Genomic DNA, 26,131 nt, shown 5'->3' with positions numbered 1-26,131 from the left:
TGGGAGTGAGCCTGCTCGCGAAAGCAATTGAACCTGCCTGCACCACGCCTTCAGCCACGCCTGCAAACTTCAGCAAAAATCTGCGTAATCGGCCGATGCGGCTGGCGCTTGTGCATCTGCCGCACTTGTTCACTCAGTCGCAACAGCTCTTCGCTGGGGTTGGCCCATTGCTCTTTCGGCAATGGCTCGGACCATTCGCGCATGATTTCGGGCAGCGCCTGCTTGCCGATTCTTTCCAGACGGCGCACCTCCCATTCGACCAGGCGATTGGGGATCGTCCATAAGGTCATGACGTGATACAGGTACCAGAAGAACCCCGACAATCGCGAGCGGCGGCCTTCACGGATCTGCTGATGCATCCGCGCGCGGGCGTTACGGAAAGTGTGCAGCCCTTCGTGGGGTGGGTCGTCCGGGCCTTGCAGATCCTGCAAGTCCTGAATTGATTTGAGGTCGTTGACTTCGTACTCCATGTAACCGCGAATCGCTTCCCAATGGCTGATCGCGAGCTCCAGGCCGGCGCATTGGAATTCCTGGCTTATGAGGGTTTCACCTTGGTAGAACCCGATGCCCATGCCGTATTGGCGATGGATGCCGAACTGGGTGGCGCCCTTGGCTTCGATGATCCACGCGCTGAGCGACTCCCACGGGACAAAGACCGGCTCGGTGGCGCCTTCGGGCATGAAGCAGACTTCGCGGCGTTGGCGGTTGAAGCGGGTTGGAATGAGGGATAGACGTTTTTTGTGGACGTGGTGCCAGACGCCTAGGCCAATAAGAAGGATCGAGGGGCCGCAGATTAATTGGTTCTTGTAAGCCTCTTCGAATACACCAATCATTGATTCCCAAATGGCCCCGTTTCCATAGCCAAAAATAATACCTAGCAAGCCGGTAAATAAAGGAAATAAAACAATGATCATAAAGGCGCCTGCGGTTGGCGCGCCGAGAATTACCTGCCACGAAAATACCTCTGGCAGTCCAAGCCCAAAGTCCATGTATGCTTCGTTTAACTCCCCAATGTGAGGCCCATAAGGCGGCATTGCTGTAGGTAATGGCAACGGTGCGACATAGGTAATTTTTCCGCTTGGGAACGGCTCTACATCGCCCGTTCTTCTAATCAACTCACATTGCGCATCAACAATAGGCTCATTGTGATTATTCAGCATGGCCAGCCCATTCGAGGTATTGAGTTTCTACCAGCAAAACCGGAGGGATTTCTTTAACCGAGCCGGGAGTTACTACAGCAAAATGACCGCTACCCCGAGGGTCAATATGAATCACGCGCGTTCTTGACTCCGCCCCGCCTTTGCCATTGACGGTCTGGATACATATGGCAAGTTCGAGCGTTTCCTTTGCAGGCGTGTAGTCAGAATCAGGACGGATGGGGTAGTGAAGACAAAGCACCAAACCATCTGACGATGACTTCACGATTCGCAGACTGCTCAATATCTCCTCACTGATGACTTCCTTGCGCACTTGCGGCACACCGCGACCATGCAGCGGTGCAACAAGTCGATGGGCACCGATTCCCAAGCGTTGACTCGGTTTACCGTTTAACGGTGGGAGAAGATCATTTTGCGCCAGCCTCGGCAGAACCAAATGAATATCACTGGGTTTGGCGCCAAATAATAAAGTCTTCAGCCAGGTGTCACTGGGATCAGGTCCTGATTGGGCGTAGGGAGCGTGTATCAAAAATGCCAGATAATTTTGGTAGTCATCCAGAGAGTGGTCTCCGCGCATCTCGTCATCACGGCTCCAAGGCGTGATTTTCAACCACTTATCGTGTGCAGAGAGGTTGTAACGATTGAACAGCCACGTTCCGACGAACTCCAGTACGGTGAACAACGCTCCGGCTAAATTGAAGCGAAAGAACACTAAAGAAAGACGTGTACCAGCGGCAGCCCAAGCTGCCGTTCGTGCCGAGCCATTCGGCGCAGTGAACACTTTAAAGGAAGCGTAAGCAGTACTACCCGCGCCATAACCGTTTATCGCAACCATTCCGGCGGCGCCCAACGCCGCCATCGTAGCCGCTGTCTGCTCAGATTGCGTGCCACTACGAATCGCATCCTGCCGCCTTCGATTTTGTTTGCCCAAGCTAGTAACTGAAGTACTGAAACCCAGAACATATGTAAACGCCCCCAACCCCACATGCAACTTACCCATTTGCACACGAACCTGTCGCAGCGCTTCCAGCTGCAAACTGGCAATAAGGCTGGATCTTCGAGCCCTTAACGCTGTATCAGCAAGCCCCTGCGCAGCGGTAAAACCCGCTGCGCCTGTAGCGGCAAGAGCCGCAAAAAAATCCGCCCGTTTCTTCCTGTCCCTCGTCTGCTTCATCACCTCTCGATAAGCCCCCACCAAATTCACCACCTGCACCAACACCACCAACAACCCCATCCCCTCGGTCCGCACCAGACTCGCCTTCGAAACCCCCGCCACCCCCGCGCGAATATTTTCCAGCAACCCACGCAATTCCCCTTGCTGCGCCGGCGGAAACACCACCGTCACGCCCGCTTTCGCCGGGGTGGCGCCATACAGTCGCGCCGAGCGATCCGGCAGTTCGTCGATCGGGCTCAACGCCGCCGCCAGCCTTCCTTCGAACAAGGCTAGTTGCGTACGCACGCGGACGATTTCTTCCTGCAACTCCACCGCCCGCGCGGTTTTGTGGCCCGGGCGGTTTTTGTTGTGGGTGAGCTGGTTGCGTTCGCGGTTGAGGGTTTTGAGGTATTCGCGTTCGCGCAGCACTTCCTTGATGCTGGCTTGCAGCGCCGATTGCTCCGCCGGGGTGGACACGGTGAAGGTCACGCCGCTGGTTCGCGCCGCGTCGAAGACGCGCAGGCGCAAGGCCTTGGGCAGGCGCTGGAACAGTTCGTCGAGGTCGGGAATTTTCTCGCCCGCGAGATCAAAGCCTTCCAGCGCCCGGCTCAGGCCGAGGTTCAGCGCCGGGCTGTAGGTGTCCTGCACCGCTTCGGCAAGAACGCGGCTGTGCGCGGGCAAGTCGTCGAGCGCCGGCAGTTGCGGTTGTTCGATTTTTTGCAGTTTGCTCAGCCAGTCCGGCAGGTTGTTGAACATCGCTATGCCGGCGTTGGACAGTGTTGAGTATTGCCCGGCCTGTTCGGTCTGCAGGTGTAGCGGCAAGGTGTAGAACAACGGGCGAGTCAGTTGCGGGTGTTGCTCCAGATACCCGAGCATCTGCTCGTTGGCCGTGTCGCTGCGCCCAATGTCCTTGAGGCAGGCGTATTCGCTGGCGAAGGCCTGATCGATTTGCGCCGGCAGTTGTGCATCGAAATACCACGCCGAGCGATGGAAACGCCCAGCGCACAATAGTTGGGCTCGGTCGGTGGTGATGCGTTCAAGCAGGCGGTTCCAGCGGCCGAGATCGTCACGGTGATTGTTCAGCACCTCGTCCATGGCCGGGCGGTCGATCAGGTCATTGATGCCGCGCTTGCCGCTGAGCAGCGGGCCGTCGAGCACGTCGTTCATGCGCCGGTTCTGATCTTTGCCTAGGTCGATCAGGGTGGTCAGATGCCGCTCGACAAACGCCTGCGGGGCGACGTCATTAAAATATTCGCGGGTGTAGAAGCGTCGGTCCGCCTCGGCAGTGGCCCGACCATGGGCGGCGAAATCCGGCGCGACGCCGTCGAAACGGTTCAGCGCCAGCGACCGATCAAGCGCCTCTTGTCGTTGCTGGTCCAGCTCGGGCGTGGCGCGGGTGTCGGTGGGGGTTACTTCGCCGCCCTGGTTCAAATACTCAAGCAGCGCCTGCCGGGTGTTTTCGCGATCCGGCTCGGGCAATTGCTCAAGCTCAGCGAACAATGCCTGGGCGCGCGGATCGTCGCTGGCCTTGGCCAACGTGTCGAAATCCTGAGAATCGATCTGGCTCAGCGACTCGATGTAACTGGCCAGCAAATAGTCGCGCTCGTTGTTGTCGGTGTTGCTCCACTGCTCGATCCAGCCGACCACAAGATCCTGATAATCGGCCAGATCGCGCATCACTCCGAGGTCATCGTTGACCAGCAGAAAGAGCGTGTCGTCCTGATAAGGGCCGCGCACCCGGCCGAGAAATTCGCCGATATGCGCCTCGCGAAAACGTCGCGGGTTTTCCCACAGATAGGGTTCACGCTCGTGCTCCGGCGCATCGCTGACCTGCACCGCCGGCATCCGCGTTGCGTCCGCCTCGACCACCGGTTTCGCTGTGCAAGCCACTTCCGCCAACCACTGTTTGGCCTGAGCCACGGTGAGCAGATGCTCGCCGCCGACCTGGCAATGCACCGGGCCGAGATCGACCGCTTGCATGAAGTGCACGCGCTCCTCTGTGCTATCCATTACCTGTTGGCATTTCGCCGCGCTTAACTGCACGTCGGCGAAGGTCACGTACAGGGTGCTTTTGCGCGAGAAGATCAACGCCGGGCGATCTTCAATGGCGCTGCGTTGATCCTCGCTGACCGTTTTGCCGCGATGCAGCAACGCGCTGATGACGCCGTCGAGCACGCGGTATTCGTAGAGCTCGCCGCTGAGACTGTCGATGATGTACAGCCAGCCGTCGCGCAGGCGGCGGATGCCCAAGGGGCGAGCGGTCAGGGTGTAAGGCAACGTGAGTTCGGCGTTGGGGTCGAAGGGTTTTTCCACCAAGCCGTAAGCGAGGGGCAGCAGCTGCACGTGGGTGTTGCGCAAGGGGCAGGCGGCGGGCGCACCAATAGGCGCTTTCGAGGCGGCTAACGCATCAAGGTTGGCGGGGTGATTCATGATTGATCTCTTTCAGACGCCCATCGAAAGGCCATTGCAGCGGCGATCGCAACCCGCTCGCCGGGTGATTGCAGCGAGGACGTGTGCATTAACTGATGAATCTGCGGATGCCGACTGCACGCAGCATCGTCCAGCCAGGCCACCACATTGGCGTACAGCAGAATCTCGGACGGGTTGCTCAAGCCAAGCTCGCTGGCATGGGCGTGGACGCGGTCCAGTAATTGCCAGCGTTCAACTGCCGTGTCCGCGGCATGAAAGTCAGGAAAGTGCTTGAGCAGGTGCGTATCGATTTCGAGCAACACCCGCCGCCGATCCACCCGATCCAGCGCGGCATCCTGCTCGGCACTCAACCGATAAGGCGCTACCAGCGTCCCACCCTGCCCTTGGCGAGGTAGTTGAAAGTGCCAGACTCCCTGCGCGCTATCCGCCGTGATCACGCACCCCAGCGGCCCGAACAGGCTTGCATCACCGCTGGCAAACAGCGCCTGCGCCACGGCGGCATCCGCCAGCCGCAACAGCACCGGCGAGCCAACCGGCAACTCGACGATCAGCAACTGCCGCAAGTGCGCGACGATTTCATGCGCCGGTGCGGTGCTGAACAACAGCACGCCCCACTCCTCCCCGGCATGCTGCAGGTAAAACCGCGCCAGCGGATCGTCAGCGTGAGCGAGCGCCACCAGCAATGGCGAGACGTCACGCAGGGCCGAAAACGGTGGTTGGTCGTACAGCGCGAAAGCGTTGGCGGCGGGATCGAGCCTTCGCAATCGCGCCGGCAAATCCGCGATCGTCGCACCGTCGAGCAGCACAAACGCCTGCTGCTCAGCCCACGGCAAACCTTCAGGCCAATCAGTCAAAAGGCTCATGCCTGGGTCGCCTCGCAGATCAGGCAACGCGAGGTTCGCGCGGTCAGCAGCGCATGGCGTTGCTGCACCGCGTCGAATGTCGCCTTGAGCAACGGCGTGGCGCCCGGCATCAATGGTTCCGCTGGCAGACACACCGTCGGCGCTCCGCCCTGCACGACCGGCACGCTGCTGAAAATACCGGCCGCGCTCACCGTCAGCCAGTGCCCGCCGGCGGCCATGGTTATCTGCATGCCGCTATTGAAAACCACCTGCTCGCCCGCGCCGAAATGCAGCTGCTGCGCGGCACTGACGCGCTGGCTGGCCACCCGCACATGCCGCTCGCCCTGCACCCACAGATGATCGTCCTGCTTGAGTTCAGTGAGGCGATTGCCATGGGTAAGGTGATGCTCGTCATCGCGCAGTTCGAGGCTTGAAACGCCGCCAATCACTTGGCTGTGCAGGTTGTCGATCTGCACACGCAGGTCGTTAAGCACGTGCTGGACAAAGTCGCGTTGCGCCCTGATGGAGATCTCTTCCGCGCCTTGTCGGTCTTCGATGCGCAGCTCGTTGTAACCACCGCCACCGGGGCTGCTCTGACTGCGCCAGATACTGCGTGTCTGTTGTGCGGGCAGGTCGAGTGGCACCGGGGTTTCAGCGTTGGGCAGGCAGGCAAGCAGGTGGGGCTTGTCCGGATCGCCATCGGTGAAGCCCACCAGCACTTCCATGCCAATCCGTGGAATCTGAACGCTGCCGTAACCGTCATGCGCCCAACCGGTCGCCACGCGCAGCCAGCAACTGGAACGCTCATCGCGCTGGCCATCGCGATCCCAGAGCATCTGCACTTTCACGCGACCGTAGCCATCGCTGTAGATTTCTTCGCCGGGCGGGCCGGTCACTACCGCCAGCTGACTGCCGCTGACGTGCGGTTTGACATGCTTGATCTTCGGGCGAAACACCACGTCCCACGGTGTCGCGACGAAATGATTGCGATAGCCCTGACTGAAGCCATCAGCGTCGGCCTGTTCGGTGAACGCTTCCTCAAGCACTTGCGGCTGTTTGCCAATGTGCTCGACCTCAATCAGCAGCCAAAGATCGTTGCAGTCGGCGCGCGAGTAATCCGCCATGGTCATGAAACTGCCGCCGCGCAGCAGCGCCTGATTACTGCTCCCGTTGGCCAGACGATACTCGGTACCATGGCGTTCCAGTGCGCGCTGGCTGAGGTGTTTGCCGCGATCTCGATGGGTGAACTGACCGGGAAACTCATAATCCTCAAGCAGCGGAACCCGCGTTGCACTCGCCTTGGCCTCCAACTGCACTGCGGGTTTTTCGAAGTGATAATCGCGGCGCTCGACGAGATTGGCGCACGGTTCGAAGCGCACAGCGAATTGATCGATGACGGGCGCGTCGGCGACCAGGCCGTTGCCCTGCAGATAGCGGGTCGTCACGTCGTGTTTGAGGAACGCCGTTTGATCGTCGCCGAACACCAATAGGTGCGCCTCACGGCTGTGGCGAAAGTGAAAGTGCAAGCCCTCCTCTTCGCACAGTCTCTGGATGAAGTGCAGATCCGATTCATGGTATTGCACGCAATACAGCCGCTCCGGGTATTCGGCGCTGAGCTGAAAATGCCAGGCATCGGCCTGCATGCCGTGATCGCCCAATAAATTGGCGATGATCTGCGGCACGCTCAGGTTCTGGAAAATCCGCTGATTGCGCCGATGCGCGAGGTAAGCAAGATGCGGCGCCAGCGTGATCTGGTAACGGCTCAGCCGAACACCGCAATCACTTTGGCCGACCCGATAGACCAGCCCGTGCATGCCACTACCGTCAGCACCAAAACAGAGAAAGGCCGGCCGATGCAGCAGACCTTCCAAATCAAGATCGGGGCGCTCACTGACCAGCTCGAGATCCAGTTCGTAGGTCTGGTTGAGCGCTTCCCGGGTTCGAAAGCCGAACACTTGAAAATCATGGGAAACGCCCTCGATATCGAGGGTAAAAACAACGGGCCTGCCAGCGATGCGCATCCACCTGTCCCTGTGTCTGATTGAAAGACGGGACTGTGCAACGGCGCGATGCGATTGGTGAAGTCGGACCTTTCGATGTTTAACGTAGGACGTGAACGATCAGGAACAGGCTGACAGAGGATTGTCCGGAGTCTTACGGAAATTATCCCAGTCCCTATACAACCCCAATGTAGGAGTGAACCTGCTCGCGATAGTGGTGTATCAGTCGACGAGTATTTAACTGATATACCGCCATCGCGAGCAGGCTCACTCCTACAAGGGTTCGATGTGACTGGGGAATGTGCGTCAGGGAATCAAAATGATCTTGTCCCCGCCGCCCTGATTGACCTCGGCATAGCGCACCGGCCCCTCTGCCAGCGGTACTTCTACCAACCCTTGCGGCAATGGCAACCGATCCTCATCGAAGAACCGCCCAAATTGCTCAAGCATCACCGCGCACGCTTCCACGCCGTACAACAACGAATTGATCCCGACCACCGAGCCGCCCTTGCGATACAGCGCCAGCGCCGGCAATTGCACGTGGCCGTCCACCGGTGCGGCGATGATTGCGATGCGCCCGAAAGTCGCCAGTGCCGCCACCGAGGCCGGTAGCCAGAAACCGGTGGTGTCGAAGATCACGTCGGCGCCGCCGCGATACACCGCATTGACCTGTGCGCCGAGTTCTTCAGGACGGCCGAGTTGAATCGTTTGGTAGCCCTGAGCCTGCAGATCCGCTACCTGCTCAGGCCTGCGCGCCGCCGCCAGCAACTGCGCGCCACGCACTTTCGCCAGAGCCAAGGCCGCCGTCGCCACAGCCCCGCCGCCGATCACCAGCAAGCGCGTGTCGGCGCTGACTTGGCTGCGTTCCAGCGCATCCCACGCCGTGGTGTACGGCACGCCTAGGCTGGCTGCCTGGGCGAAACTCAGATGCGCCGGTTTGTGCGCCACGCCGCTGGCCGGCAGCTTGACGAATTGCGCATGGGCGCCGTCGGCGAAAAACCCCAGCTCACGGCCGGTTCCCCAGACTTCCTGACCGATAAACGCTTGCGGTCCCTCCACCACCACACCGGCAAAATCTCGACCCGGAATGCGCGGCAACGTGGTGTAGGGAAAACGGCCGAGCACGTTCTTCACATCGCTGGGATTGAGGCCGGCGGCCTTGATCTGCACCAGCGCCTCATCGACGCCGGAGGCCGGGGTCGGGACGTCAACGAAACGCAGGGAAGACAGGTCGCCGGCTTGATCGAATTGCAACGCTTTCATGGGCACATCCACCGAAAAGGAAAAGGCAAATTCAGGACAACCAGCCAGCAACCAATTGCCGGCCCATCGGCCACAACTGCTCGCCGGCCAACATGCCGAGCAGGCCGACCAGCGCGATGGCTGGCGGCGCGGGAGAACGGAAATCGAGCGCGCCGTAGAGCAGGCCGACGCCCAGGCCGATGGCCAGAGAAATGAAGTAGTTCATGGGGGAACTCCGCCGCTTGAAGGAATGGGCAGAGTCTAGGGAAAGGGGCGCAACGGCATCGGCCAAGGACTTCTGAATTTCGGACAAACCTGAATTCACCGAACCCCTTTGTAGGAGTGAGCCTGCTCGCGATAGCGGTGTGTCAGTCAATCAATGTTTACCTGATACACCGCTATCGCGAGCAGGCTCACTCCTACAGAGGTTGCGTTCAGCCAGTGATAAATTGCGAAGGCGCCACCCCCAGCTCCCGGCGAAACATGTCGCTGAAGCTGCTTGGCGAATAGCCCAGCTCGCGGGCGATGACACTCACCGCCACGCCCTGAATCAACGCTGCCACCGCCGTCGCCAGTTGCACCTGGCGCCGCCATTCGGCGAAGCCCATGCCCAGACTGTCCTTGAACAACCGCGCCAGCGTGCGCACGCTGGCCCCGGCGTTCTGCGCGTGTTGCTCGAACGGAATGTCCAGCGACGGCGCGGCCATGACCGCCTGACACAAGCTCATCAAACGCCGGTCGGATTGGTCCGGCATGGGAATTTTCAACTGCGAACGCCTGGCACGTTGCAGCTCCAGCAGCGCCAGCCCGACCAACGCTTCGTAATACGCCGGCTGACCGTTGTCGCCCTGCTCCACCAGCCCGATGATCAACTCCCGCAGCAAACCGCCGACCTCGATCACCTGCACCGTCGCATCCAGCGTCGCCGCCAGGGCCGGACGCAAATAGATGTTGCGCATCTGCAAGTCCGACACCACACGAATCCCGTGCGGCACCCCAGGCGGCAGCCACACTGCGCGCTGCGGTGGCACCACCAGCGCTTCGTGCGGCGTCTCGACCCACATCACCCCGCTCATCGCATACAGCAACTGGCCCCATGCATGCTCGTGCGGCTCGATAAACAAGCCACGCGGATAGGTTCGCGCCAGCGGTTGCACGGGCACATCGGTATCACTCAGATCAGGCGGCGCGGCAAGGGCCATGGCGGGCATTCACGCAGGGTTGACGAAGCCGCCATGGTAACCAGCGAGCCCACCCGTCGCCAACGATAGAGACCGTCGGACAATCCAAAGGAATTTTCCCAGCCCACTGCGTTCCTTTTAATACCACAGGGAGGAATACGGGCTTTATGAACAACGCAAAACTCTACGTCATCGACTACACCCTTCATGGCACAGCCAAGTCGTTCATTATCCGCTCGGACAAAATGGACAACGCCGAAGCCTGGCACTGGGCAAGCTGCGACGCGGGCGTCGGTCGAATCCCGCGCTTTGGCCGTGAACAGGTGCAGAAGACCAGCAAACCGATGGCAGAAAAATTCGGCCTGGAAAACGTCACCTGGCGCCAGACCAAATGAACATATCGGCCTGACCGGACAAGGGGGAATTGCCCGATGAACGACACCTACCACCCGGCCCAGCTGGACTACGGCCAGACCACGTTCTTTGGCCAAGTCACCAAAACGGTAAACTGCGAAGTCGGGCTGGAAACAGTCGCGGACGACCCGTACCGCTTCACCTTGTGCGTCAAGGCGCCGGTGCCGGATGACCTGGATCAGGCGAAAATCATCGTGATCAAGGTCGAAGGGCGAACACTGCAAGGCACTGTGCGGCATGTGGAACGGCGCGATGACGACAGTCTGAAACTGGAAGTGGAGCCTGATTAGGCTCCACTTTTCTTAAGGCCGTCGTTATTTCGGATGGGCGCAACCGCAACCCTTCATTGCACATTCTTCACCGTGTTTATGGTGATGCGCACAGGCTTCACAGCAATAGTGTTGGCCGTGCACAGCGTACGAATGCTCGCCCTCCTTGATCATGCAATTACAGTTGGGGCAGTCGCATTTTTTATCAGGCATGGGACAGACTCCTTGAGTAGTGGTGGTCTGAGGCTTGAATGCAAGCCGTGAGGGACAGTGTAGGAGGTGGTTGCAGAGTGTGCAGGTATCGAGGGACTGAGCGACGGACAGATTGCTTTCGCGAGCAGGCTCGCTCCCACAGGGGGATTGGGGGAATCCGGGGGATATGGGTCGGCTGTCAGGCCGCCTTCGCGAGCAGGCTCACTCCTACAATGGGATTGGGAGAATCCGACGGATATGGGTCGGCTGGCAGGCCGCCTTCGCTGGCAAGCCAGCTCCCACAGAAAAGCAAAAACAAAAGCAAAGCAAACCGCGTTGGCTCCTAACCACTCAACACAATGAGCGTTAGCTCGAGTAAGGCTCTTGATCTTGATGCACGGCGCCCGTCGGAAGGCTGAGTGGAGGGATTGATCCGGGCGTGGGAGCGCAGCGACCGTTTGGCGCAGCCAAACACAGCGAGAGGAGGTGCAGCGAAGCAAACCGGAGACGCTGCGCCCGGATCGATCCCGCAGCGAAGGCACCCCGAGCCCAGGCGAGGGGCCGCACGTCAGGGCAAAAGGCCTTTGGTTACTTTGGGCCCCCAAAGTCACCCGCCGTAAGGGCGGAATCGCCAGCCGCAGCCCCCGAAAAAACGGATATCCCCCCAAATCCAGATACCCGATCACTGCGCCCGACGCGAACTCCGATACATAAATACAAGGGCCACCGCCAAACACACCATCGCCAGCATCCGGCTCGAAGACAGCTCGATCGCCGGATTCCCCAGCCAGCCAAAATTATCGATCAACATCCCCATCCCCAACTGCCCGACAATCACCGCCACCGTCGCCACTGCCGTGCCGACCACCGGCACCGCGCCGACCATCACCATCATGTACACCACACCAAACAGCGCCCCGGTCAGTTGCCACTTCGGCACCTCAAGCAGACTCACTGCCTGTGCCGGCTCGAAAAACAGAATCAACAACCCGGTCACCACCGCGCCCACCACAAACGTCAGCAAACTGCTGCGCAGCACACCAACGGTTTCACCCAGACGCCCATTAATAGCAGCCTGCACACTCAATACCGCACCGGCCAATACCACCACCGCCAACAAAATCACCAGACCCATCACTCACCCCCGCGCAATCAGAACCAAAGCCACCACAATCAAACCCAACGCCAGCCAACGCTCGCCGTTGACCTTCTTGCGCGTTGCGCCGAACCAGCCGAAGTGGTCGATCAACACACTCTTGCCGACCTGCCCGGACAAAATCGCAATCATCGTCATGGCAATGCCGATGTGCGGCGTCGCCAGGGTCAGCACCACCACGTACATCGGCCCGAGGAACCCACCGATCAACTGCCAGCGCGGCAGTTCGGTCAGCGCCGGACCTTTTTGCGGGCCAGCGAACAGCAGCAGCAAAAACAGAATCGCCGAGCCCACGCCGAAGATGCTCAAGGTCGCCCAGAGATGCCCGACCTGCGTGCCCAACGGTCCGAGCAGTCCAGCCTCGACCGACAAGCCCATGCCGGCAAGAATCACCAGCGGCAGCAATAACAGGCGCAACACCGACTGCCTCACCGGCGCCGCGACCGCCCCTTCATTCAACGTTTGCATAAACAACCTTCCACACTCATAAACGATGGCGCGGATTATCGGCTGGCGCAGCTGTGCGATAAATGGGAGCATCCGGACAACACTTTTGCGCATCACGCACAGCGAGACACCTCATGCACGGGCTCAACGAACTGGGATTCAAGGCACTCAGGTTATTTGTTGCGGTACTCGACCACGGCAGTTTTTCCGAAGTGGCCCGCCGTGAAGGCGTGGCACCGTCGTCGATCTCCCGGCAAATCCAGTTGATGGAGCAAGCACTGAACCAGCAATTGCTCTACCGCCACACTCGCGCCGTCACCCCGACCGAAGCCGGACGCATGCTCGGCCACCACGCGCGGCGGGTCCTGGTGCAACTGGAGGAAGCCGAACAGGCCCTGCAGGAGCAACAAAGCGAACCCACGGGACTGGTGCGCATCAACGCCCCGGTGGTATTCGGCCAACGCCACCTGACGCCGTGGCTCGGCCAGCTGTGCGCGCGCTATCCGAAGCTGCAACTGGATATCCAGCAGACCGACCATTACGTCGACCCCTTGCAGGAAGGCGCCGACCTGCTGTTTCGCATCGGCGCGCTGCACGATTCGAGCATGCAGGCGCGGATCATCGCCCCGCACCGCTTTCAGGTCGCGGCCAGCCCGGCGTACCTCAAGCGCCACGGCACCCCGCAACACCCCGACCAGCTCGCGCAGCACCAGTGCCTGGCGTACAAAGGCGCGACGGGTCAACAACGCTGGTTTTTTCGCCGCGATGGCGAGGACTGGACGCCCTACTCGATAAAAGGCCCGATCACCGGCAACCACGCCGACACCCTCACCCAAGCCGCCGAGCAGGGGCTGGGGCTGGTGATGTTTCCGTCGTGGCTGATTGGTGAAGCGGTGCGCGAAGGCACGCTGGTGCCGGTGCTTGGGGACTATCAGGTGTCGAACAGTCTGGAGCCGCAGCAGATTGCGGTGCTGTGGCCGGGGAGTCGGCGCTTGTCGGTGAAGGTGCGGACGGTGATTGATTTTTTTGTCGAGTGCTTCGGCGAAATCCCGTATTGGGACCGAGCCTGAAAGCTGCAGAAATCCAATGTGGGAGCGGGCTTGCTCGCGAAGGCGGTGTGTCAGCTACCAAATGGGGTGACTGACACACCGCCTTCGCGAGCAAGCCCGCTCCCACAATGGGTTAGCGCAAATCTCAGATACGGAACTGCCCGACCAGCTTGCCCAACCGCTGCCCCAGCTCTGCCAGACTGCGCGAGGTCTGCGCGCCCAACTGCGTTTCATCCGCCACGCTGTCCACCGCCACCGCAATCTGATGCACGCTGCGGTTGATCTCTTCGGCCACCGCCGTCTGCTCTTCCGCCGCGCTGGCGATCTGAGCGTTCATCGAGTTGATCGTGGCGATCAGCGCCGCCATCGCGTCCAGCGACGCCCCGGCCTGATTGGCCTGTTGTGAAGTGCCGTCGCCGGCCTCGCTGGAGCGGCGCATCGCCTCGACCGCCTGCTGCGTGCCCGCCTGCAAGCGGTCGATCATGCCCTGGATTTCCTGGGTGCTGATCTGCGTACGACTGGCCAACGCACGCACTTCATCCGCGACCACCGCAAACCCGCGCCCGGCCTCACCGGCCCGCGCCGCTTCGATGGCGGCGTTGAGGGCCAGCAGGTTGGTCTGCTCGGCAATCGAACGGATTACCCCAAGCACGCCGACAATCGAACTCACGTCCTGTTGCAGGCTGTCCAGCGACACGCCACTGCTGCGGATGTCATCGACCAGCGCATGAATCTGCTTGATGCTGCCGGCCACCACGCGCTTGGCGCTCTGGCCTTCTGCGTCGGTCTGCTGGGCGGCGACGGCGGCGTTTTGTGCGCTCTTCGCCACTTCCTGGGCCGCAGCGGACATTTCGTTGATCGCCGTGGCGACCTGATCGGTTTCGTGGCGCTGGCGCTCCATCGCCTGATCGGAACGCTGCGCCTGATCGGACACCTGCGTCACCAGCCCGGTCAGTTGCGTGGTCATCTCGGTGATCTGCCGCACCAGGCCGTGGATCTTGTCGACGAAGCGGTTGAACGAACCCGCCAGTTCGCCGAGTTCGTCCTGGCTGGTGATGTTCAGGCGACGAGTCAAGTCGCCCTCGCCCGCCGCGATGTCGTCGAGGTTGGCCTTCATCAGGGTCAGCGGCCGCAGGATGGTATTGGCCAGCAGCAGCCCCGCCGCCGCGATCAGCAGCAACACCAACACGGCGACACCGGCAATGCTCAGCACCACGCCTCGCACTCGTTCCTGCACCTGGGCTTCGACCTGCGCCACCTGGGCTTCAATGCCGTCGAGGTTGACCGACGTACCGACCGCCATGTCCCATTTCGCCAGGTATTCGGTGTAACCGAGTTTCGGCACCAGCACCTTGGCGTTGCCTGGCAGTGGCGAACTGTATTGCAGATAGTGGGTGCCGTCCTTCGCCACATTCACCAGACCGAGGTTGACGTAGACGCCATTAGGGTCGCGGTTGTCCTTGAAGCTTTTGCCCACGCCATCAGGATCGTTGGCCTTGAACAGGCGCACGATCGCGGAGTCGTAGCCGAAGAAGTAGCCGTCCTTGCCGTAGCGGATGCCCGAGAGCAGTTTGATCGCCTGCGCTCGCGACGCGTCATCGCCCGGCGCTGCCGCGTCGTACAACGGTTTGATCGTGGTCATGGCCACGGCGACGTAACTTTGCAGGGTGGCCTTGGCGTCGCCGAGCAGGCGCTCGCGGGTCTGTTCGACTTCCTTGCGCGCCTGTTCCTGGAGGATGAACAGCGTGGTCACGCTGATGACCAGTGCAAAGAGCAGCACCGGCAGGACGGCAAGGGACAGGACTTTAGCCTTGAGACTCAGGCGCATGGGGACTCACTCTTTTGATTTTGTTGGCGTGGTTAAAGGCTTTAACGGCACGCCGCAGCAAAAGTTGAATCCGGGAACAACCCGATCCCCTGTAGGAGTGAGCCTGCTCGCGATAGCGGTGTATCAGTCAGCGGATGAGGCGACGGATACATCGCTATCGCGAGCAGGCTCACTCCTACAGGGGGTTGGTGGGGCGTTTAGAGGACCATCGCCGCCACCCAGCCAAACACCAGCAGCGGCAGGTTGTAATGCAGAAAGGTCGGGACCACGGTGTCCCAGATGTGGTGGTGCTGGCCGTCGATGTTCAGGCCGGAGGTCGGACCGAGGGTCGAGTCCGAGGCTGGCGAGCCGGCGTCACCCAGCGCGCCGGCGGTGCCGACGATGCAGACAATGGCGATCGGGCTGAAACCCAGTTGCACGCACAGCGGCACGAAAATCACCGCAAGGATCGGCACGGTGGAAAACGACGAACCGATGCCCATGGTCACCAGCAACCCCACCAGCAGCATCATCAGCGCACCGACCGCCTTGCTGTGATCGATCCACGCTGCCGACGTCTGTACCAGCGTCTGCACCTCCCCGGTGGCCTTGATCACTTCGCCGAAACCGGACGAGGCGATCATGATGAAACCGATCATCGCCATCATCTTCATGCCTTCGGTGAACAGGTCATCGGTCTCGCGCCACTTGACGATGCCCGACGCCGAAAAGATCAGAAAACCGGCCAGCGCACCGATAATCATCGAGTCCAGCAACAGTTGAATGATGAACGCCGCGGCAATCGCCACGCCGGCGATCACCAGGCTCAGCGGGTTGTACTGCACCGCCGTTTGCTCGACCTGCTCGATCTTTGCCAGGTCGTACACGCGTTTCTTGCGGTAGCTGATGAACGCGATACCGAGGCCGACCAACATGCCCAGCGCCGGAATGCCCATGGCGTGGGTAACATTGATGCCGCTGATGTCGACGCCACTGCGCGCGACGTTGGCCAGCAGGATCTCATTGAGGAAGATGTTGCCAAAGCCCACCGGCAGGAACATGTACGGGGTAATCAGACCGAAGGTCATCACACAGGCGATCAGCCGGCGGTCGAGTTGCAGCTTGGTCAGTACATAGAGCAGCGGCGGCACCAGCAGCGGAATGAAGGCGATGTGGATCGGCAGGATGTTCTGCGAGGCAATCGCCACCACCCACAACAGGCCGATCAGCAGCCACTTGACGTTGCCGCCACCGGTTGCGTGTTGCCGGTCTACCATCGCCAGGGCCTTGTCGGCCAGTGCGTGGGCCAGTCCGGACTTGGCAATCGCCACCGCGAAAGCGCCGAGCAAAGCATAGGACAACGCCACCGTCGCCCCGCCGCCCAGGCCGCTGTTGAACGCCTTGAGCGTCGCTTCGATGCCCAGGCCACCGGTGAGGCCACCGACCAGCGCGCCGACGATCAAAGCGATCACCACATGCACGCGCGACAGGCTGAGGATCAGCATGACGCCGACGGCTGCTATGACTGCATTCATTTCACTACCTCAAAAAACACTGCGGGTGAAAACACACCGCCAGACAGGATGAGTCCGCGCGGGTTGGCCGGCGGATTGGCAAAGAGGGTCTTATTAGAGGGCGCGCACTGTGCCGCAGAGTGGCGGCGGTGTCAAAGCCCTGTGGCGAGGGGATTTATCCCCGTTGGGTGGCGAAGCCGCCCCCAGCGATCTGCAAAATAACCCTATACGCGGGTGTCACGACTGCTTCGCAGCCGAACGGGGATAAATCCCCTCGCCACAGGACCACAGGACCACAGGACCACAGGACCACAGGACCACAGGTTCACAGGTTCACAGGTTCACAGGTTCACAGGACCAGCATGCGGCAATCGGTCATATTGCGTTCACGGCATAAAGAAAGCCGAACCACGGCCGCTACAGTGCAAAGTCTCAGATATTTATCGAATAAGGATGTTCCCATGTCGCTCAGACCACTTTCCATCCAATGGAAAATCACCCTGCTCGCCGGCCTGTGCCTGGCCGGTATCGTGACCCTGTTGGTGGGTCTTTCGCTGTATCGCATGGAGCACAGTTCTGCACTGGTAAAAGCGTCAAGCATGGAAATGCTCACCGAGTCGGCGCAGGCGCGTATCGAGTCGCAAGGTGAAGTGCAGGCCGCCGGTATTCGCCAGCAGTTCATGGACGCCTACCAGTACGGCCACGGTTTCTCGCGGCAAGTGCTGTTTCTGCGTGAGCAGGCCGAGAAGCGTTTTCTCGACGCCTTCGACCTGCGTGAAGACATGACCCGTCAGGTCAAATCCGCGCTGCAAGCCAACCCGGATCTGCTCGGCCTGTCGCTGGTATTCGAAGCCAACGCGCTGGATGGCAAGGACGAGCTGTTTGCCGATCAGGCCGAACTGGGCAGCAACGACAAGGGCCGATTCGCCCTGTACTGGTCGCAACCGACTCCGGGCAAAGTGACCTCGATGGCGCTGCCGGAAAGCGACATGAGCGACACCAGGACCGGCCCCGGCGGTCAGGCCGCCAACGCCTGGTTCACCTGCCCGCGCACCACGCTCAAGCCCTGCGTGATCGAGCCGTACTTCTATGTAATCGACGGCCACAACGTGCTGATGACCAGCATCGTTTTTCCGCTGATGGTCAACGGCAAAGTCATCGCCTCGCTGTCGGTGGACATCAACCTCAACAGCCTGCAAGCCATCAGCCAGACGGCGAGCCAGAAGCTTTATGACGGCCAGACCGCAGTGAGCATCATCAGCCCGACCGGCCTGCTCGCCGGTTACAGCCCGGACGCCAGCAAGCTCGTTCAGCGCCTCGATGCCGTGGACAAAGCCAGCGGCAGCGAACTGCTGCGCCTGCTCAGTGCCAGCCGCAGCGTCAGCAGCCTGCACAGCAACGGTCAGTTGAAAGTGCTGTCGCCGTTCCAGCCAATTCCCGATGGCCCGGCCTGGGGCGTGCTGCTCGATGTGCCGAAAAAGGTTCTGGTCAGCCGCGCCGAGGCGCTCAAGCAGCAACTGGACGCGAGCAACACCTCCGGCACCCTGATCGAACTGAGCCTGGGCGCACTGGCCGCGCTGATCGGCCTGCTGCTGGTGTGGCTGATGGCGCGCAGCGTGACCCGACCGATCCTCGGCGTGGCGCACATGCTCGAAGACATCGCCAGCGGTGAAGGCGACCTGACCCGGCGTCTGGCCTACGACAAGCAGGATGAACTCGGGCAACTGGCCGGCTGGTTCAACCGCTTCCTCGACAAACTGCAGCCGATCATCGCCGAGGTCAAACGCTCGGTACAGGACGCACGCAACACCGCCGACCAGTCCTCGGCCATCGCCACCCAGACCAGTGCCGGCATGGAACAGCAATACCGTCAGGTCGATCAGGTTGCCACGGCCTCCCATGAGATGAGCGCCACGGCGCAAGACGTCGCACGCAGTGCCGCACAAGCCGCCGAAGCTGCCAAGGACGCCGACCGCGCCACCCGTCAGGGCCTGACCGTGATTGACCGGACCACCGCGAGCATCGATACCCTCGCCGCCGACATGAGCGCGGCGATGGTCCAGGTCGAAGGCCTGGCCGCCAACAGCGAGAAGATCGGCACGGTGCTGGAAACCATCCGCGCCATCGCCGAGCAAACCAACCTGCTGGCCCTCAATGCCGCTATCGAAGCGGCACGCGCCGGTGAAGCCGGACGCGGTTTTGCCGTGGTCGCCGACGAAGTGCGCAACCTCGCCCGCCGCACGCAGGAGTCGGTGGAAGAAACCCGTCAAGTCATCGAACAGTTGCAGAACGGCACGCAGGAAGTGGTCGGTTCGATGGGCAACAGCCACCGGCAGGCCCAGGGCAGCGTTGAACAAGTCGGGCAAGCGGTGACGGCGCTGCGGCAGATTGGCGATGCGGTGACGGTGATCAGCGACATGAACCTGCAGATCGCCAGCGCCGCCGAAGAACAGAGCGCGGTGGCTGAGGAGATCAACAACAACGTGGCGACGATTCGCGATGTGACCGAGTCGCTGTCTGGACAGGCGAACGAGTCGGCGCGGGTCAGCCAGTCGCTCAATAGCCTGGCGAATCAGCAGCAGAGCCTGATGGATCAGTTTCGGGTCTGAAACCCACCGAGATTCTCTTGTAGGAGTGAGCCTGCTCGCGATAGCGGTTCGTCTGTCACGTCGATGCTGAATGTGACATCGCCATCGCGAGCAGGCTCACTCCTTGTATGTTGCCCACACACCAGCATGAAATGAGATCTAAGCTCGCTGGTGCGACATACGAAGATGTGTTTCTGGGGGAGACCGATCACTCCTGAAGGCAGGACTTGCTCCTGACCTTGTCTGTAGAGAGGTCCCCCCGCCTCATTGCCCACCACGAAGAGTATCGAGAAGCCGACAAGTCGGACTTCGCATTACAAGGTTGCAGTGGCATGAAGTTCGAGGTCAGGGGAACCAGGAAGCATTTTTAACCCAGTTCTCTTGGAGTTGAAAGCATGAACATGCACGTCGGTTTGGATGTGGGATCTCGCACTACAGCGATGGGCTGGCGCAATGGCGGCCGTTTTGCAGGTCAGTGCAATATCGAGCAGACGCCGGCGGGTCGTAAGGCCGCTGTCAGCAAGTTGCTTGAACTCAAGCCTCTATCAGTGGTGATGGAAGCCACCGGCATCTACTACCTGGACTTGGCCATGGAGCTCGCTGCGGCGGGTTTGCCAGTCTCGGTTATCAATCCGAAGAGTTTTCACAACTTTGCAAAGCTGATGCTGAAAAACAGCAAAACGGACGCGATCGATGCCCAGTTATTAGCTGAATACGGCGAACGAATGAGCCCAAGGTTGTGGACGCCGCCCACTTCAATACAGCTTGAGCTGCGCGCTATTGGCCGACACATCAATCGTTTGACGTGTCATCGCACCCGCGCCAAGAACGAGCTGCATGCGCTCAAAGCCACTCAAACAACTCTTCTGATGCTGATTGAAGACGAAGAGGAAGCCATCAAGGCCTTTGACAAAAGAATCGAGCGTTTCCGACTTGCGGGTCGGGCATTGATCGACAACTGCCCAACCTTGAGCGCCCAGTTCGGGCACATGATCGCCGCCCCGGGAATGGGTGAGATTTCTGTATTTGCGGCGCTGGCTGAGCTGACTACTTTACCGGTGACGCTCAAGTCAGCGCAGGTCAGCCGCCACGCGGGGCTCGATGTCCGGCTTACGCAATCAGGAACCAGCATTGATAAGCCCGGCCGGATAAGTAAGGGCGGCAATGCCTATTTGCGCTCAGCAATGTACATGCCTGCGCTGACCGCCATACGTTGCGACCCGAACGTGAAAGCGTTTTACGAAGCGTTAGTGGCTCGAGGAAAGAGAAAGATGCAGGCTATCGTCGCAGTCATGCGCAAATATCTGACCGGACTCTGGGCCTGCATGCAGGCTGGCGAAGACTTCGATACGACCAAGCTTTTTAGCGGTAAACACCTCCAAAAAGCTTGACCGTAAACAGAGTATCGCCGCCCCGGGAATGGGTGAGATTTCTGTATTTGCGGCGCTGGCTGAGCTGACTACTTTACCGGTGACGCTCAAGTCAGCGCAGGTCAGCCGCCACGCGGGGCTCGATGTCCGGCTTACGCAATCAGGAACCAGCATTGATAAGCCCGGCCGGATAAGTAAGGGCGGCAATGCCTATTTGCGCTCAGCAATGTACATGCCTGCGCTGACCGCCATACGTTGCGACCCGAACGTGAAAGCGTTTTACGAAGCGTTAGTGGCTCGAGGAAAGAGAAAGATGCAGGCTATCGTCGCAGTCATGCGCAAATATCTGACCGGACTCTGGGCCTGCATGCAGGCTGGCGAAGACTTCGATACGACCAAGCTTTTTAGCGGTAAACACCTCCAAAAAGCTTGACCGTAAACAGAGTATCTACAGGATTTGCACAAGGCTTGGGTTAGCGTTTCGGCAGTTCAACCACCACTTTCAACCCGCCCCACTCACTCTCGCCCAACACCAGCAAGCCGCCCCACGTATCGACTATATCCCGCACGATACCCAGGCCCAAACCGTGCCCGTCAGTCTGCTCATCCAGCCGCGTGCCACGGCTGAAGACCTGAGCGCGTTGCTCTTCGGGAATTCCCGGCCCGTCATCTTCCACACTCAGGGCAAAGCCATCGGTGCGCTCGATAACGCTCAAGCGAACCTCGGCATCCGCCCACTTGCAGGCGTTGTCGAGCAGGTTGCCAAGCAGTTCCAGCAAATCCTCGCGGTCCCACGGCAATTGCAGCCCGGGCGGCGCGACATAACTCAAGGCCAGATGCTCGCCGTGAATCATGTTCAGCGTTGCCAGCAGGCCCGGCAGTTCGGCGTCGCAATCAAACAACGCCCCGGGCAGCGCATCACCGGACAGGCGTGCGCGATTGAGTTCGCGATTGAGGCGTTGCTGCACCTGTTCCAGCTGCTCCTTGAGTACCTTGCGCAGCTCAGGATGGTCATCGAGTTTTTCGCTGGAGGCCAGGCTCAGCAGCACCGCCAACGGAGTTTTCAGCGCATGGCCGAGGTTGCCCAAAGCGTTGCGCGAACGCTTGAGGCTGTCTTCGGTGTGTGCGAGCAAATGGTTGATCTGCGCCACCAGCGGTTCCAGTTCCACCGGCACCTGATCATCGAGCTGCGAACGCTGGCCCTGTTGCAACTGGGCGATCTGCTCACGGGCGCGTTCCAGCGGTTTCAACGCACGGCGCACGGTCAGGCGTTGCAAAAACAGAATCAGCAGCAGCGCCGCCAGCCCCAGGCCCACGCCAATCTGGCGCATGCGCAGAAAACTGTCGCTGACCGGCGTGTAATCCTGGGCGACGCTGATCGAGATCGACTGGCCCAGCCGGCGATAGTCCGAACGCAACACCAGCAAGCGCTGACCGCCCGGGCCCAGTTGCAGATTGCTGTGCAGGCCCGGCAGTTCAAGCAGTGGCAAGTCCTGATCCCACAGCGAGCGTGAGCGCCAATGGCTGTCGGAAAAATCGATGCGGAAGTAGTGCCCGGAAAAGGGCCGTTGATAAGCCGGCGACAAGTGCCGCTCATCCAGTTGCAGGCCTTGCGGGCCGCGCACCAGCGCCACCAGCAGGCTTTCGCTGTCGTTGCGCAGACCGGCTTCGAGATAGCGCTGCAAACCGACTTCGAACAACCACAGGCTGGTCTGCGCCAGCACCAGACCGACGATCACCATGACGCTGATCAACCCCAGGCTCAAACGGCGCTGGATTGATCTCACGAAGCTTGCCCGCCAAACAGGTAACCCTGGCCGCGACGGGTTTCGATCACGCTTTTGCCCAACTTGCGCCGCAAGTGATTGACGTGCACTTCAAGGACGTTGGAATCGCGCTCTGTTTCACCGTCATAGAGGTGTTCGGCGAGGTGGCTTTTCGAAAGGATCTGCTCCGGGTGCAACATGAAATAGCGCAGCAGGCGGAATTCGGCAGCGGTCAGCTGAACGTCGGCACCGTCGCGCACCACGCACTGACGGCCCTCGTCCAGATGCAGGCCGGCTGCTTGCAACGTCGACTGGTTGGACTGTCCTTTAGAGCGGCGCAGCAAGGACTGAATGCGCAGGTACAACTCTTCGGGGTGAAACGGTTTGGTCAGGTAATCGTCGGCGCCGGCCTTCAGTCCCTCGATGCGCTCGGCCCAGGAGTCGCGCGCGGTGAGGATCAGCACCGGAATTGCCAGACCGCCCGCACGCCATTGCCCGAGCACGTCGAGACCCGGCACCCCGGGCAGACCGAGGTCGAGGATGATCAGATCATAGGGTTCAGTGCTGCCCTGATACACCGCGTCACGGCCGTCCGCCAGCCAGTCCACTGCGTAGCCTTGGCGTTGCAGGCCGGCGAGCAATTCGTCGGCCAGCGGTACGTGGTCTTCCACCAGAAGCAAACGCATCGATCAATCTTCCTTGTCTTTGACTAATTCGCCGGTATCGGCCTTCAGGTGCAGTTCGCGGGCCACGCCTTCGAGCGTCAGCAATTCGACTTCGTAAATGTACACGTCGTGTTTTTCTTCCAGCTCGACTTCCAGCAGTTTGGCGCCGGGGTAGCGGTCCATGGCCTGTTGCAGCACTTGCTCCAGCGGCAGGATTACGCCCTGACGGCGAAGGTCCAGCGCCTCGTCCTGGTCGAGGTCGCGGGCCATGGCTGTGGTGCAAAACAACACCAGCGCCAACGCCGTCAGGCGGGTGGCGCGCATATTAAGCTTCATTACGTATCCTGATGATCCTTGAGCACTTCACCATCGGCGGCGTTCAATTCCAGGTCCCACTTGACCTCTTTCGGATCAAGTAACTCGATTTGGTAGATGTACTTGCCGTACTGTTTTTCCAGTTCGGTATCGGTGATTCGGGATTCCGGGTGTTTGGCCAGCGCGGCGGCGTTGAGCTTCTCGAAGGGCAGGATAATACCAGCGTCTTGCAGGCGCCGGGCTTCATCAGGCCCCAGATCGCGCGCGTGAACCAGGCTGGCGGTGAAGCCGATGATCGAGGCAGTGGTCAGGGCAGTCAGGGTGTTCATGGGTGTCTCCGAATTCTTATATGTTGCTTACGGTAAGCACCTTAGCGGGAGCAACTTAACTGAAACTGAATGGCCATCATTGTGCCCTCTTCACCACCAGTCCACAGCCTGAAGCAAAACCCTGTAGGAGTGAGCCTGCTCGCGATAGCGGAGTGTCAGCCAACACATATGGCGCTGATACACCGCTATCGCGAGCAGGCTCACTCCTACAAGGGTTTGCAACATCAGCTTATAATCGCCAGCTTGCTAACGATCGAGACCGGTATGACCGCCATCCATATCAAGTTCCCAGCCCTCACCCTCAAGGCCGGCCCGCGGGCCATGGCGCGGATTCGTGCCCAAGGTTTGAACGCCGCGGATGTCGGCACCCTGCCCGGCGCCGCTGGTGGACCGAAGGCGTTGGGGATTCAGGGGCTGGACCTGGCGCTGTTCGGCGAATGGCTGCCGAGCGCGCCACGCGAGCGGTCGCTGATTGGTGCGTCGGTCGGCTCCTGGCGCTTCGCCAGTGCCTGCCTGCCGGACGCCGCCGAAGGTCTGCGCCGGCTCGGTCATCTTTACGCCGAGCAGCATTTCAACAAGGGCCTGACCATGGCCGAGATCAGCCAGAGCTCGCAGCGCATGCTCAACGATCTGCTCGACGGCCGCGATGCGAGCATCCTCGAAAACATCCATTACCGCTTGAACATCATGGTGGTGAAAAGCCAGGGGCGACTGGCCGAGGATCATCGCGGCCGGCTCGGTCTGGCGCTGGGTTCGGTGATCGCCGACAACCTGCGTGGGCGCGCCCGCCTGTCGCGCCACTTCGAACGGCTGATCATCCACGATCCGCGCCTGGCGCCACCGCTTGATGCGTTGACCGATTTTCCGTCGCGCTTCGTTACCCTCAATGCCGGCAACCTGCGTCAGGCCCTGCTGGCGTCGGGGTCGATTCCGATGGTCATGGAAGGTGTGCGTGACTTGCCCGGCGCTGGCGCGGGCACGTTCCGTGACGGCGGCCTGCTCGACTATCACCTCGACCTGCCCTACAGCGGCGACGGCATCGTGCTCTATCCGCACTTCACCGACCGGGTGATTCCTGGCTGGTTCGACAAGACCCTGCCGTGGCGCCGCGCTTCGGTGCAGCGCTTGCAAGACGTGCTGCTGCTTGCGCCGTCGAAGGAATATCTGGCGCGTCTGCCCTACGGCAAACTGCCGGATCGCAACGACTTCAAACGTTTCATGGGCGATGCCCCGAGCCGGCAGAAATACTGGCACACGGCAATGGACGAAAGCCGCCGGCTGGGTGACGAGTTTCTCGAACTGACAGCCAACGGTCGCCTCGCCGATCGGTTGCTGACCCTTTAGTCAGCACGGCCAGATACAAGCTGATAAACTCGCCGCCTGCCCGAATCGCTGCGGCGAACGCCATCTGAACAGAGCCGAAAATACTGTGGAAATCTTCAAGGAATTTACTTTCGAATCCGCCCACCGCCTGCCGCACGTCCCGGACGGCCACAAGTGCGGGCGCCTGCACGGTCACTCGTTCAAGGTGGCCATCCACCTGAGCGGCGACCTTGATCCGCACACTGGCTGGATTCGTGACTTCTCCGAGATCAAGGCGATTTTCAAGCCACTGTACGAGCGTCTCGACCACAACTACCTCAATGACATCCCCGGTCTGGAAAACCCGACCAGTGAAGTGCTGGCCAAATTCATCTGGAAAGAACTGAAGCCGCTGCTGCCGGAACTCAGCGCGATCCGCATTCATGAGACCTGTACCAGCGGCTGCATTTATCGCGGGGAATAAGCCGATCCGCAGCCCCATACAAAACCTTGTGGGAGCGGGCTTGCTCGCGAAGGCAATGCATCAGTCGACATTTTTTTCCTGACACACCGCCTTCGCGAGCAAGCCCGCTCCCACAGGGACAGGCGGCGTGTCAGCCAACGAACAAACAGCCTTCACGGCTGTTTTTTTACGCCTATGCTTCTTGGCTCAAACCCGCCAAGAGGACAGGCCCATGACGGACTGGCTGATGGATCAGGTCTTTGACTTCAACGGGCATCAGGTGCGCTATGCCGTGCGCGGCGACGGCCCGCCGCTGGTGTTCGTGCATGGCACACCGTTTTCGTCTTACAACAATTCCACGCCATCCCGAATGCCGGCCACCTCGTCCAAGGAGGACGCCCCCGAAGCGATCGTCGCCGCATTGCTGCGCTTTCTTTAAACCAACACAAACCTCCTGTGGGAGCGGGCTTGCTCGCGAAG

22 protein-coding genes and 5 pseudogenes are annotated in these 26,131 nt (G+C 60.5%); 10 read left to right on the top strand and 17 right to left on the bottom strand.

Annotated elements, in window-relative coordinates; genetic code table 11:
* Positions 1–50: 50 nt before the first annotated feature.
* The 7 genes from HU739_RS00730 to HU739_RS00700 all read right to left on the bottom strand — a co-directional run bounded on the left by HU739_RS00730 (position 51) and on the right by HU739_RS00700 (position 10,035).
* A complete protein-coding gene (locus tag HU739_RS00730; RefSeq protein WP_186551768.1) occupies positions 51–1,160 on the bottom strand; it encodes a hypothetical protein in 1,110 nt (369 codons plus the stop codon).
* Complete coding sequence (locus HU739_RS00725; RefSeq protein ID WP_186551767.1) at positions 1,150–4,740, bottom strand: toxin VasX; 3,591 nt, start codon at positions 4,738–4,740, stop codon at positions 1,150–1,152. Before HU739_RS00725 ends, HU739_RS00730 begins: the two co-directional genes overlap by 11 nt.
* On the bottom strand, positions 4,737–5,603 hold the full coding sequence (locus tag HU739_RS00720) for a DUF4123 domain-containing protein (RefSeq protein WP_186551766.1): 867 nt from the start codon (positions 5,601–5,603) through the stop codon (positions 4,737–4,739). Before HU739_RS00720 ends, HU739_RS00725 begins: the two co-directional genes overlap by 4 nt.
* Positions 5,600–7,603: a type VI secretion system tip protein TssI/VgrG gene (gene tssI / locus HU739_RS00715; RefSeq protein ID WP_186551765.1), complete on the bottom strand. Its 2,004-nt coding sequence runs from the start codon at positions 7,601–7,603 to the stop codon at positions 5,600–5,602. The genes HU739_RS00720 and tssI overlap by 4 nt, the downstream gene beginning before the upstream one ends.
* Positions 7,604–7,888: 285 nt before the next feature.
* Entirely contained in the window at positions 7,889–8,845 is a 957-nt protein-coding gene (locus tag HU739_RS00710) for a quinone oxidoreductase family protein (RefSeq protein ID WP_186551764.1), read from the bottom strand.
* Positions 8,846–8,876: 31 nt separating this feature from the next.
* Positions 8,877–9,050 (bottom strand): DUF1427 family protein, encoded by a 174-nt coding sequence (locus HU739_RS00705; protein ID WP_186551763.1) that lies wholly within the window; start codon positions 9,048–9,050, stop codon positions 8,877–8,879.
* Positions 9,051–9,258: 208 nt separating this feature from the next.
* Positions 9,259–10,035, bottom strand: coding sequence for an AraC family transcriptional regulator (locus tag HU739_RS00700; RefSeq protein WP_186551762.1), 777 nt, complete (start codon positions 10,033–10,035; stop codon positions 9,259–9,261).
* A gap of 137 nt (positions 10,036–10,172) precedes the next feature.
* Between HU739_RS00700 and HU739_RS00695 the strand changes: the two genes are divergently transcribed.
* Positions 10,173–10,400, top strand: coding sequence for a DUF6555 family protein (locus HU739_RS00695; RefSeq protein WP_186551761.1), 228 nt, complete (start codon positions 10,173–10,175; stop codon positions 10,398–10,400).
* A 36-nt stretch (positions 10,401–10,436) separates the two neighbouring features.
* On the top strand, positions 10,437–10,709 hold the full coding sequence (locus HU739_RS00690; RefSeq protein ID WP_186551760.1) for a hypothetical protein: 273 nt from the start codon (positions 10,437–10,439) through the stop codon (positions 10,707–10,709).
* 24 nt (positions 10,710–10,733) lie between these two features.
* On the opposite strand, the gene HU739_RS00685 is transcribed toward HU739_RS00690, so the two are convergent.
* The 3 genes from HU739_RS00685 to HU739_RS00675 form a co-directional block, all read right to left on the bottom strand.
* Entirely contained in the window at positions 10,734–10,901 is a 168-nt protein-coding gene (locus HU739_RS00685) for a metallothionein (protein ID WP_186551759.1), read from the bottom strand.
* Positions 10,902–11,562: 661 nt separating this feature from the next.
* On the bottom strand, positions 11,563–12,015 hold the full coding sequence (locus HU739_RS00680; protein ID WP_186551758.1) for a DMT family transporter: 453 nt from the start codon (positions 12,013–12,015) through the stop codon (positions 11,563–11,565).
* 3 nt (positions 12,016–12,018) lie between these two features.
* Positions 12,019–12,504 (bottom strand): DMT family transporter, encoded by a 486-nt coding sequence (locus HU739_RS00675; protein ID WP_186551757.1) that lies wholly within the window; start codon positions 12,502–12,504, stop codon positions 12,019–12,021.
* A 113-nt stretch (positions 12,505–12,617) separates the two neighbouring features.
* On the opposite strand from HU739_RS00675, the gene HU739_RS00670 reads away from it, so the two are divergent.
* Complete coding sequence (locus tag HU739_RS00670; RefSeq protein ID WP_186551756.1) at positions 12,618–13,553, top strand: LysR family transcriptional regulator; 936 nt, start codon at positions 12,618–12,620, stop codon at positions 13,551–13,553.
* A 124-nt stretch (positions 13,554–13,677) separates the two neighbouring features.
* Here HU739_RS00670 and HU739_RS26965 read toward each other — a convergent pair.
* The 3 genes and pseudogenes from HU739_RS26965 to HU739_RS00660 form a co-directional block, all read right to left on the bottom strand.
* Positions 13,678–14,691: pseudogene (locus tag HU739_RS26965) on the bottom strand (methyl-accepting chemotaxis protein); the annotation flags it as partial.
* Positions 14,692–14,832: 141 nt separating this feature from the next.
* Positions 14,833–15,360, bottom strand: a pseudogene (locus HU739_RS26960) (cache domain-containing protein); the annotation flags it as partial.
* A 197-nt stretch (positions 15,361–15,557) separates the two neighbouring features.
* Positions 15,558–16,874, bottom strand: a complete 1,317-nt coding sequence (locus tag HU739_RS00660; protein WP_186552625.1) for a Na+/H+ antiporter family protein — start codon at positions 16,872–16,874, stop codon at positions 15,558–15,560.
* Positions 16,875–17,215: 341 nt separating this feature from the next.
* Between HU739_RS00660 and HU739_RS26955 the strand changes: the two are divergent.
* From HU739_RS26955 to HU739_RS00645, 4 genes and pseudogenes are all read left to right on the top strand, one after another.
* Positions 17,216–18,604, top strand: a pseudogene (locus HU739_RS26955) (HAMP domain-containing protein); the annotation flags it as partial.
* Between the two features lie 102 nt (positions 18,605–18,706).
* Positions 18,707–19,462: a methyl-accepting chemotaxis protein gene (locus HU739_RS26950; RefSeq protein ID WP_407681951.1), complete on the top strand. Its 756-nt coding sequence runs from the start codon at positions 18,707–18,709 to the stop codon at positions 19,460–19,462.
* A gap of 374 nt (positions 19,463–19,836) precedes the next feature.
* Entirely contained in the window at positions 19,837–20,832 is a 996-nt protein-coding gene (locus tag HU739_RS00650; protein WP_217844294.1) for an IS110 family RNA-guided transposase, read from the top strand.
* A 13-nt stretch (positions 20,833–20,845) separates the two neighbouring features.
* A pseudogene (locus HU739_RS00645) lies at positions 20,846–21,244 on the top strand (transposase); the annotation flags it as partial.
* Between the two features lie 40 nt (positions 21,245–21,284).
* Here HU739_RS00645 and HU739_RS00640 read toward each other — a convergent pair.
* From HU739_RS00640 to HU739_RS00625, 4 genes are read right to left on the bottom strand one after another with little or no spacing between them, the layout of a single operon-like run.
* A complete protein-coding gene (locus tag HU739_RS00640) occupies positions 21,285–22,598 on the bottom strand; it encodes a sensor histidine kinase (protein ID WP_186552607.1) in 1,314 nt (437 codons plus the stop codon).
* Positions 22,595–23,263, bottom strand: coding sequence for a response regulator transcription factor (locus tag HU739_RS00635; protein ID WP_186552606.1), 669 nt, complete (start codon positions 23,261–23,263; stop codon positions 22,595–22,597). Before HU739_RS00635 ends, HU739_RS00640 begins: the two co-directional genes overlap by 4 nt.
* 3 nt (positions 23,264–23,266) lie before the next feature.
* A complete protein-coding gene (locus tag HU739_RS00630; RefSeq protein WP_186552605.1) occupies positions 23,267–23,578 on the bottom strand; it encodes a PepSY domain-containing protein in 312 nt (103 codons plus the stop codon).
* Positions 23,578–23,886: a PepSY domain-containing protein gene (locus tag HU739_RS00625; RefSeq protein ID WP_186552604.1), complete on the bottom strand. Its 309-nt coding sequence runs from the start codon at positions 23,884–23,886 to the stop codon at positions 23,578–23,580. The genes HU739_RS00630 and HU739_RS00625 overlap by 1 nt, the downstream gene beginning before the upstream one ends.
* A 264-nt stretch (positions 23,887–24,150) precedes the next feature.
* Here HU739_RS00625 and HU739_RS00620 point away from each other — a divergent pair, with 264 nt between their 5' ends.
* The 3 genes and pseudogenes from HU739_RS00620 to HU739_RS00610 form a co-directional block, all read left to right on the top strand.
* Positions 24,151–25,230 (top strand): patatin-like phospholipase family protein, encoded by a 1,080-nt coding sequence (locus HU739_RS00620; protein ID WP_186552603.1) that lies wholly within the window; start codon positions 24,151–24,153, stop codon positions 25,228–25,230.
* An 85-nt stretch (positions 25,231–25,315) separates the two neighbouring features.
* Entirely contained in the window at positions 25,316–25,672 is a 357-nt protein-coding gene (gene queD / locus HU739_RS00615) for a 6-carboxytetrahydropterin synthase QueD (protein ID WP_123451058.1), read from the top strand.
* Between the two features lie 211 nt (positions 25,673–25,883).
* Positions 25,884–26,000: pseudogene (locus tag HU739_RS00610) on the top strand (alpha/beta fold hydrolase); the annotation flags it as partial.
* Positions 26,001–26,131 lie beyond the last annotated feature (131 nt).

Source organism: Pseudomonas hamedanensis, from assembly GCF_014268595.2.
GTDB classification, from domain to species: domain Bacteria; phylum Pseudomonadota; class Gammaproteobacteria; order Pseudomonadales; family Pseudomonadaceae; genus Aquipseudomonas; species Aquipseudomonas hamedanensis.
Note: the sequence above shows the minus strand (reverse complement) of the source record. Positions and strands in the feature narration are given on the sequence as shown.

What these genes read in the sequence shown, in the direction of transcription:
- HU739_RS00700 (WP_186551762.1), bottom strand. Translation starts at nt 10,035, where the DNA reads ATGCCCGCCATGGCCCTTGCCGCGCCGCCTGATCTGAGTGATACCGAT.
- HU739_RS00625 (WP_186552604.1), bottom strand. Translation starts at nt 23,886, where the DNA reads ATGAACACCCTGACTGCCCTGACCACTGCCTCGATCATCGGCTTCACC.
- HU739_RS00670 (WP_186551756.1), top strand. Translation starts at nt 12,618, where the DNA reads ATGCACGGGCTCAACGAACTGGGATTCAAGGCACTCAGGTTATTTGTT.
- HU739_RS00680 (WP_186551758.1), bottom strand. Translation starts at nt 12,015, where the DNA reads ATGGGTCTGGTGATTTTGTTGGCGGTGGTGGTATTGGCCGGTGCGGTA.
- tssI (WP_186551765.1), bottom strand. Translation starts at nt 7,603, where the DNA reads ATGCGCATCGCTGGCAGGCCCGTTGTTTTTACCCTCGATATCGAGGGC.
- HU739_RS00685 (WP_186551759.1), bottom strand. Translation starts at nt 10,901, where the DNA reads ATGCCTGATAAAAAATGCGACTGCCCCAACTGTAATTGCATGATCAAG.
- HU739_RS00650 (WP_217844294.1), top strand. Translation starts at nt 19,837, where the DNA reads ATGAACATGCACGTCGGTTTGGATGTGGGATCTCGCACTACAGCGATG.
- HU739_RS00695 (WP_186551761.1), top strand. Translation starts at nt 10,173, where the DNA reads ATGAACAACGCAAAACTCTACGTCATCGACTACACCCTTCATGGCACA.
- HU739_RS00705 (WP_186551763.1), bottom strand. Translation starts at nt 9,050, where the DNA reads ATGAACTACTTCATTTCTCTGGCCATCGGCCTGGGCGTCGGCCTGCTC.
- HU739_RS00720 (WP_186551766.1), bottom strand. Translation starts at nt 5,603, where the DNA reads ATGAGCCTTTTGACTGATTGGCCTGAAGGTTTGCCGTGGGCTGAGCAG.
- HU739_RS00710 (WP_186551764.1), bottom strand. Translation starts at nt 8,845, where the DNA reads ATGAAAGCGTTGCAATTCGATCAAGCCGGCGACCTGTCTTCCCTGCGT.
- HU739_RS00620 (WP_186552603.1), top strand. Translation starts at nt 24,151, where the DNA reads ATGACCGCCATCCATATCAAGTTCCCAGCCCTCACCCTCAAGGCCGGC.
- HU739_RS00660 (WP_186552625.1), bottom strand. Translation starts at nt 16,874, where the DNA reads ATGAATGCAGTCATAGCAGCCGTCGGCGTCATGCTGATCCTCAGCCTG.
- HU739_RS00630 (WP_186552605.1), bottom strand. Translation starts at nt 23,578, where the DNA reads ATGAAGCTTAATATGCGCGCCACCCGCCTGACGGCGTTGGCGCTGGTG.
- HU739_RS00635 (WP_186552606.1), bottom strand. Translation starts at nt 23,263, where the DNA reads ATGCGTTTGCTTCTGGTGGAAGACCACGTACCGCTGGCCGACGAATTG.
- HU739_RS00725 (WP_186551767.1), bottom strand. Translation starts at nt 4,740, where the DNA reads ATGAATCACCCCGCCAACCTTGATGCGTTAGCCGCCTCGAAAGCGCCT.
- HU739_RS26950 (WP_407681951.1), top strand. Translation starts at nt 18,707, where the DNA reads ATGGAACAGCAATACCGTCAGGTCGATCAGGTTGCCACGGCCTCCCAT.
- HU739_RS00730 (WP_186551768.1), bottom strand. Translation starts at nt 1,160, where the DNA reads ATGCTGAATAATCACAATGAGCCTATTGTTGATGCGCAATGTGAGTTG.
- HU739_RS00675 (WP_186551757.1), bottom strand. Translation starts at nt 12,504, where the DNA reads ATGCAAACGTTGAATGAAGGGGCGGTCGCGGCGCCGGTGAGGCAGTCG.
- HU739_RS00690 (WP_186551760.1), top strand. Translation starts at nt 10,437, where the DNA reads ATGAACGACACCTACCACCCGGCCCAGCTGGACTACGGCCAGACCACG.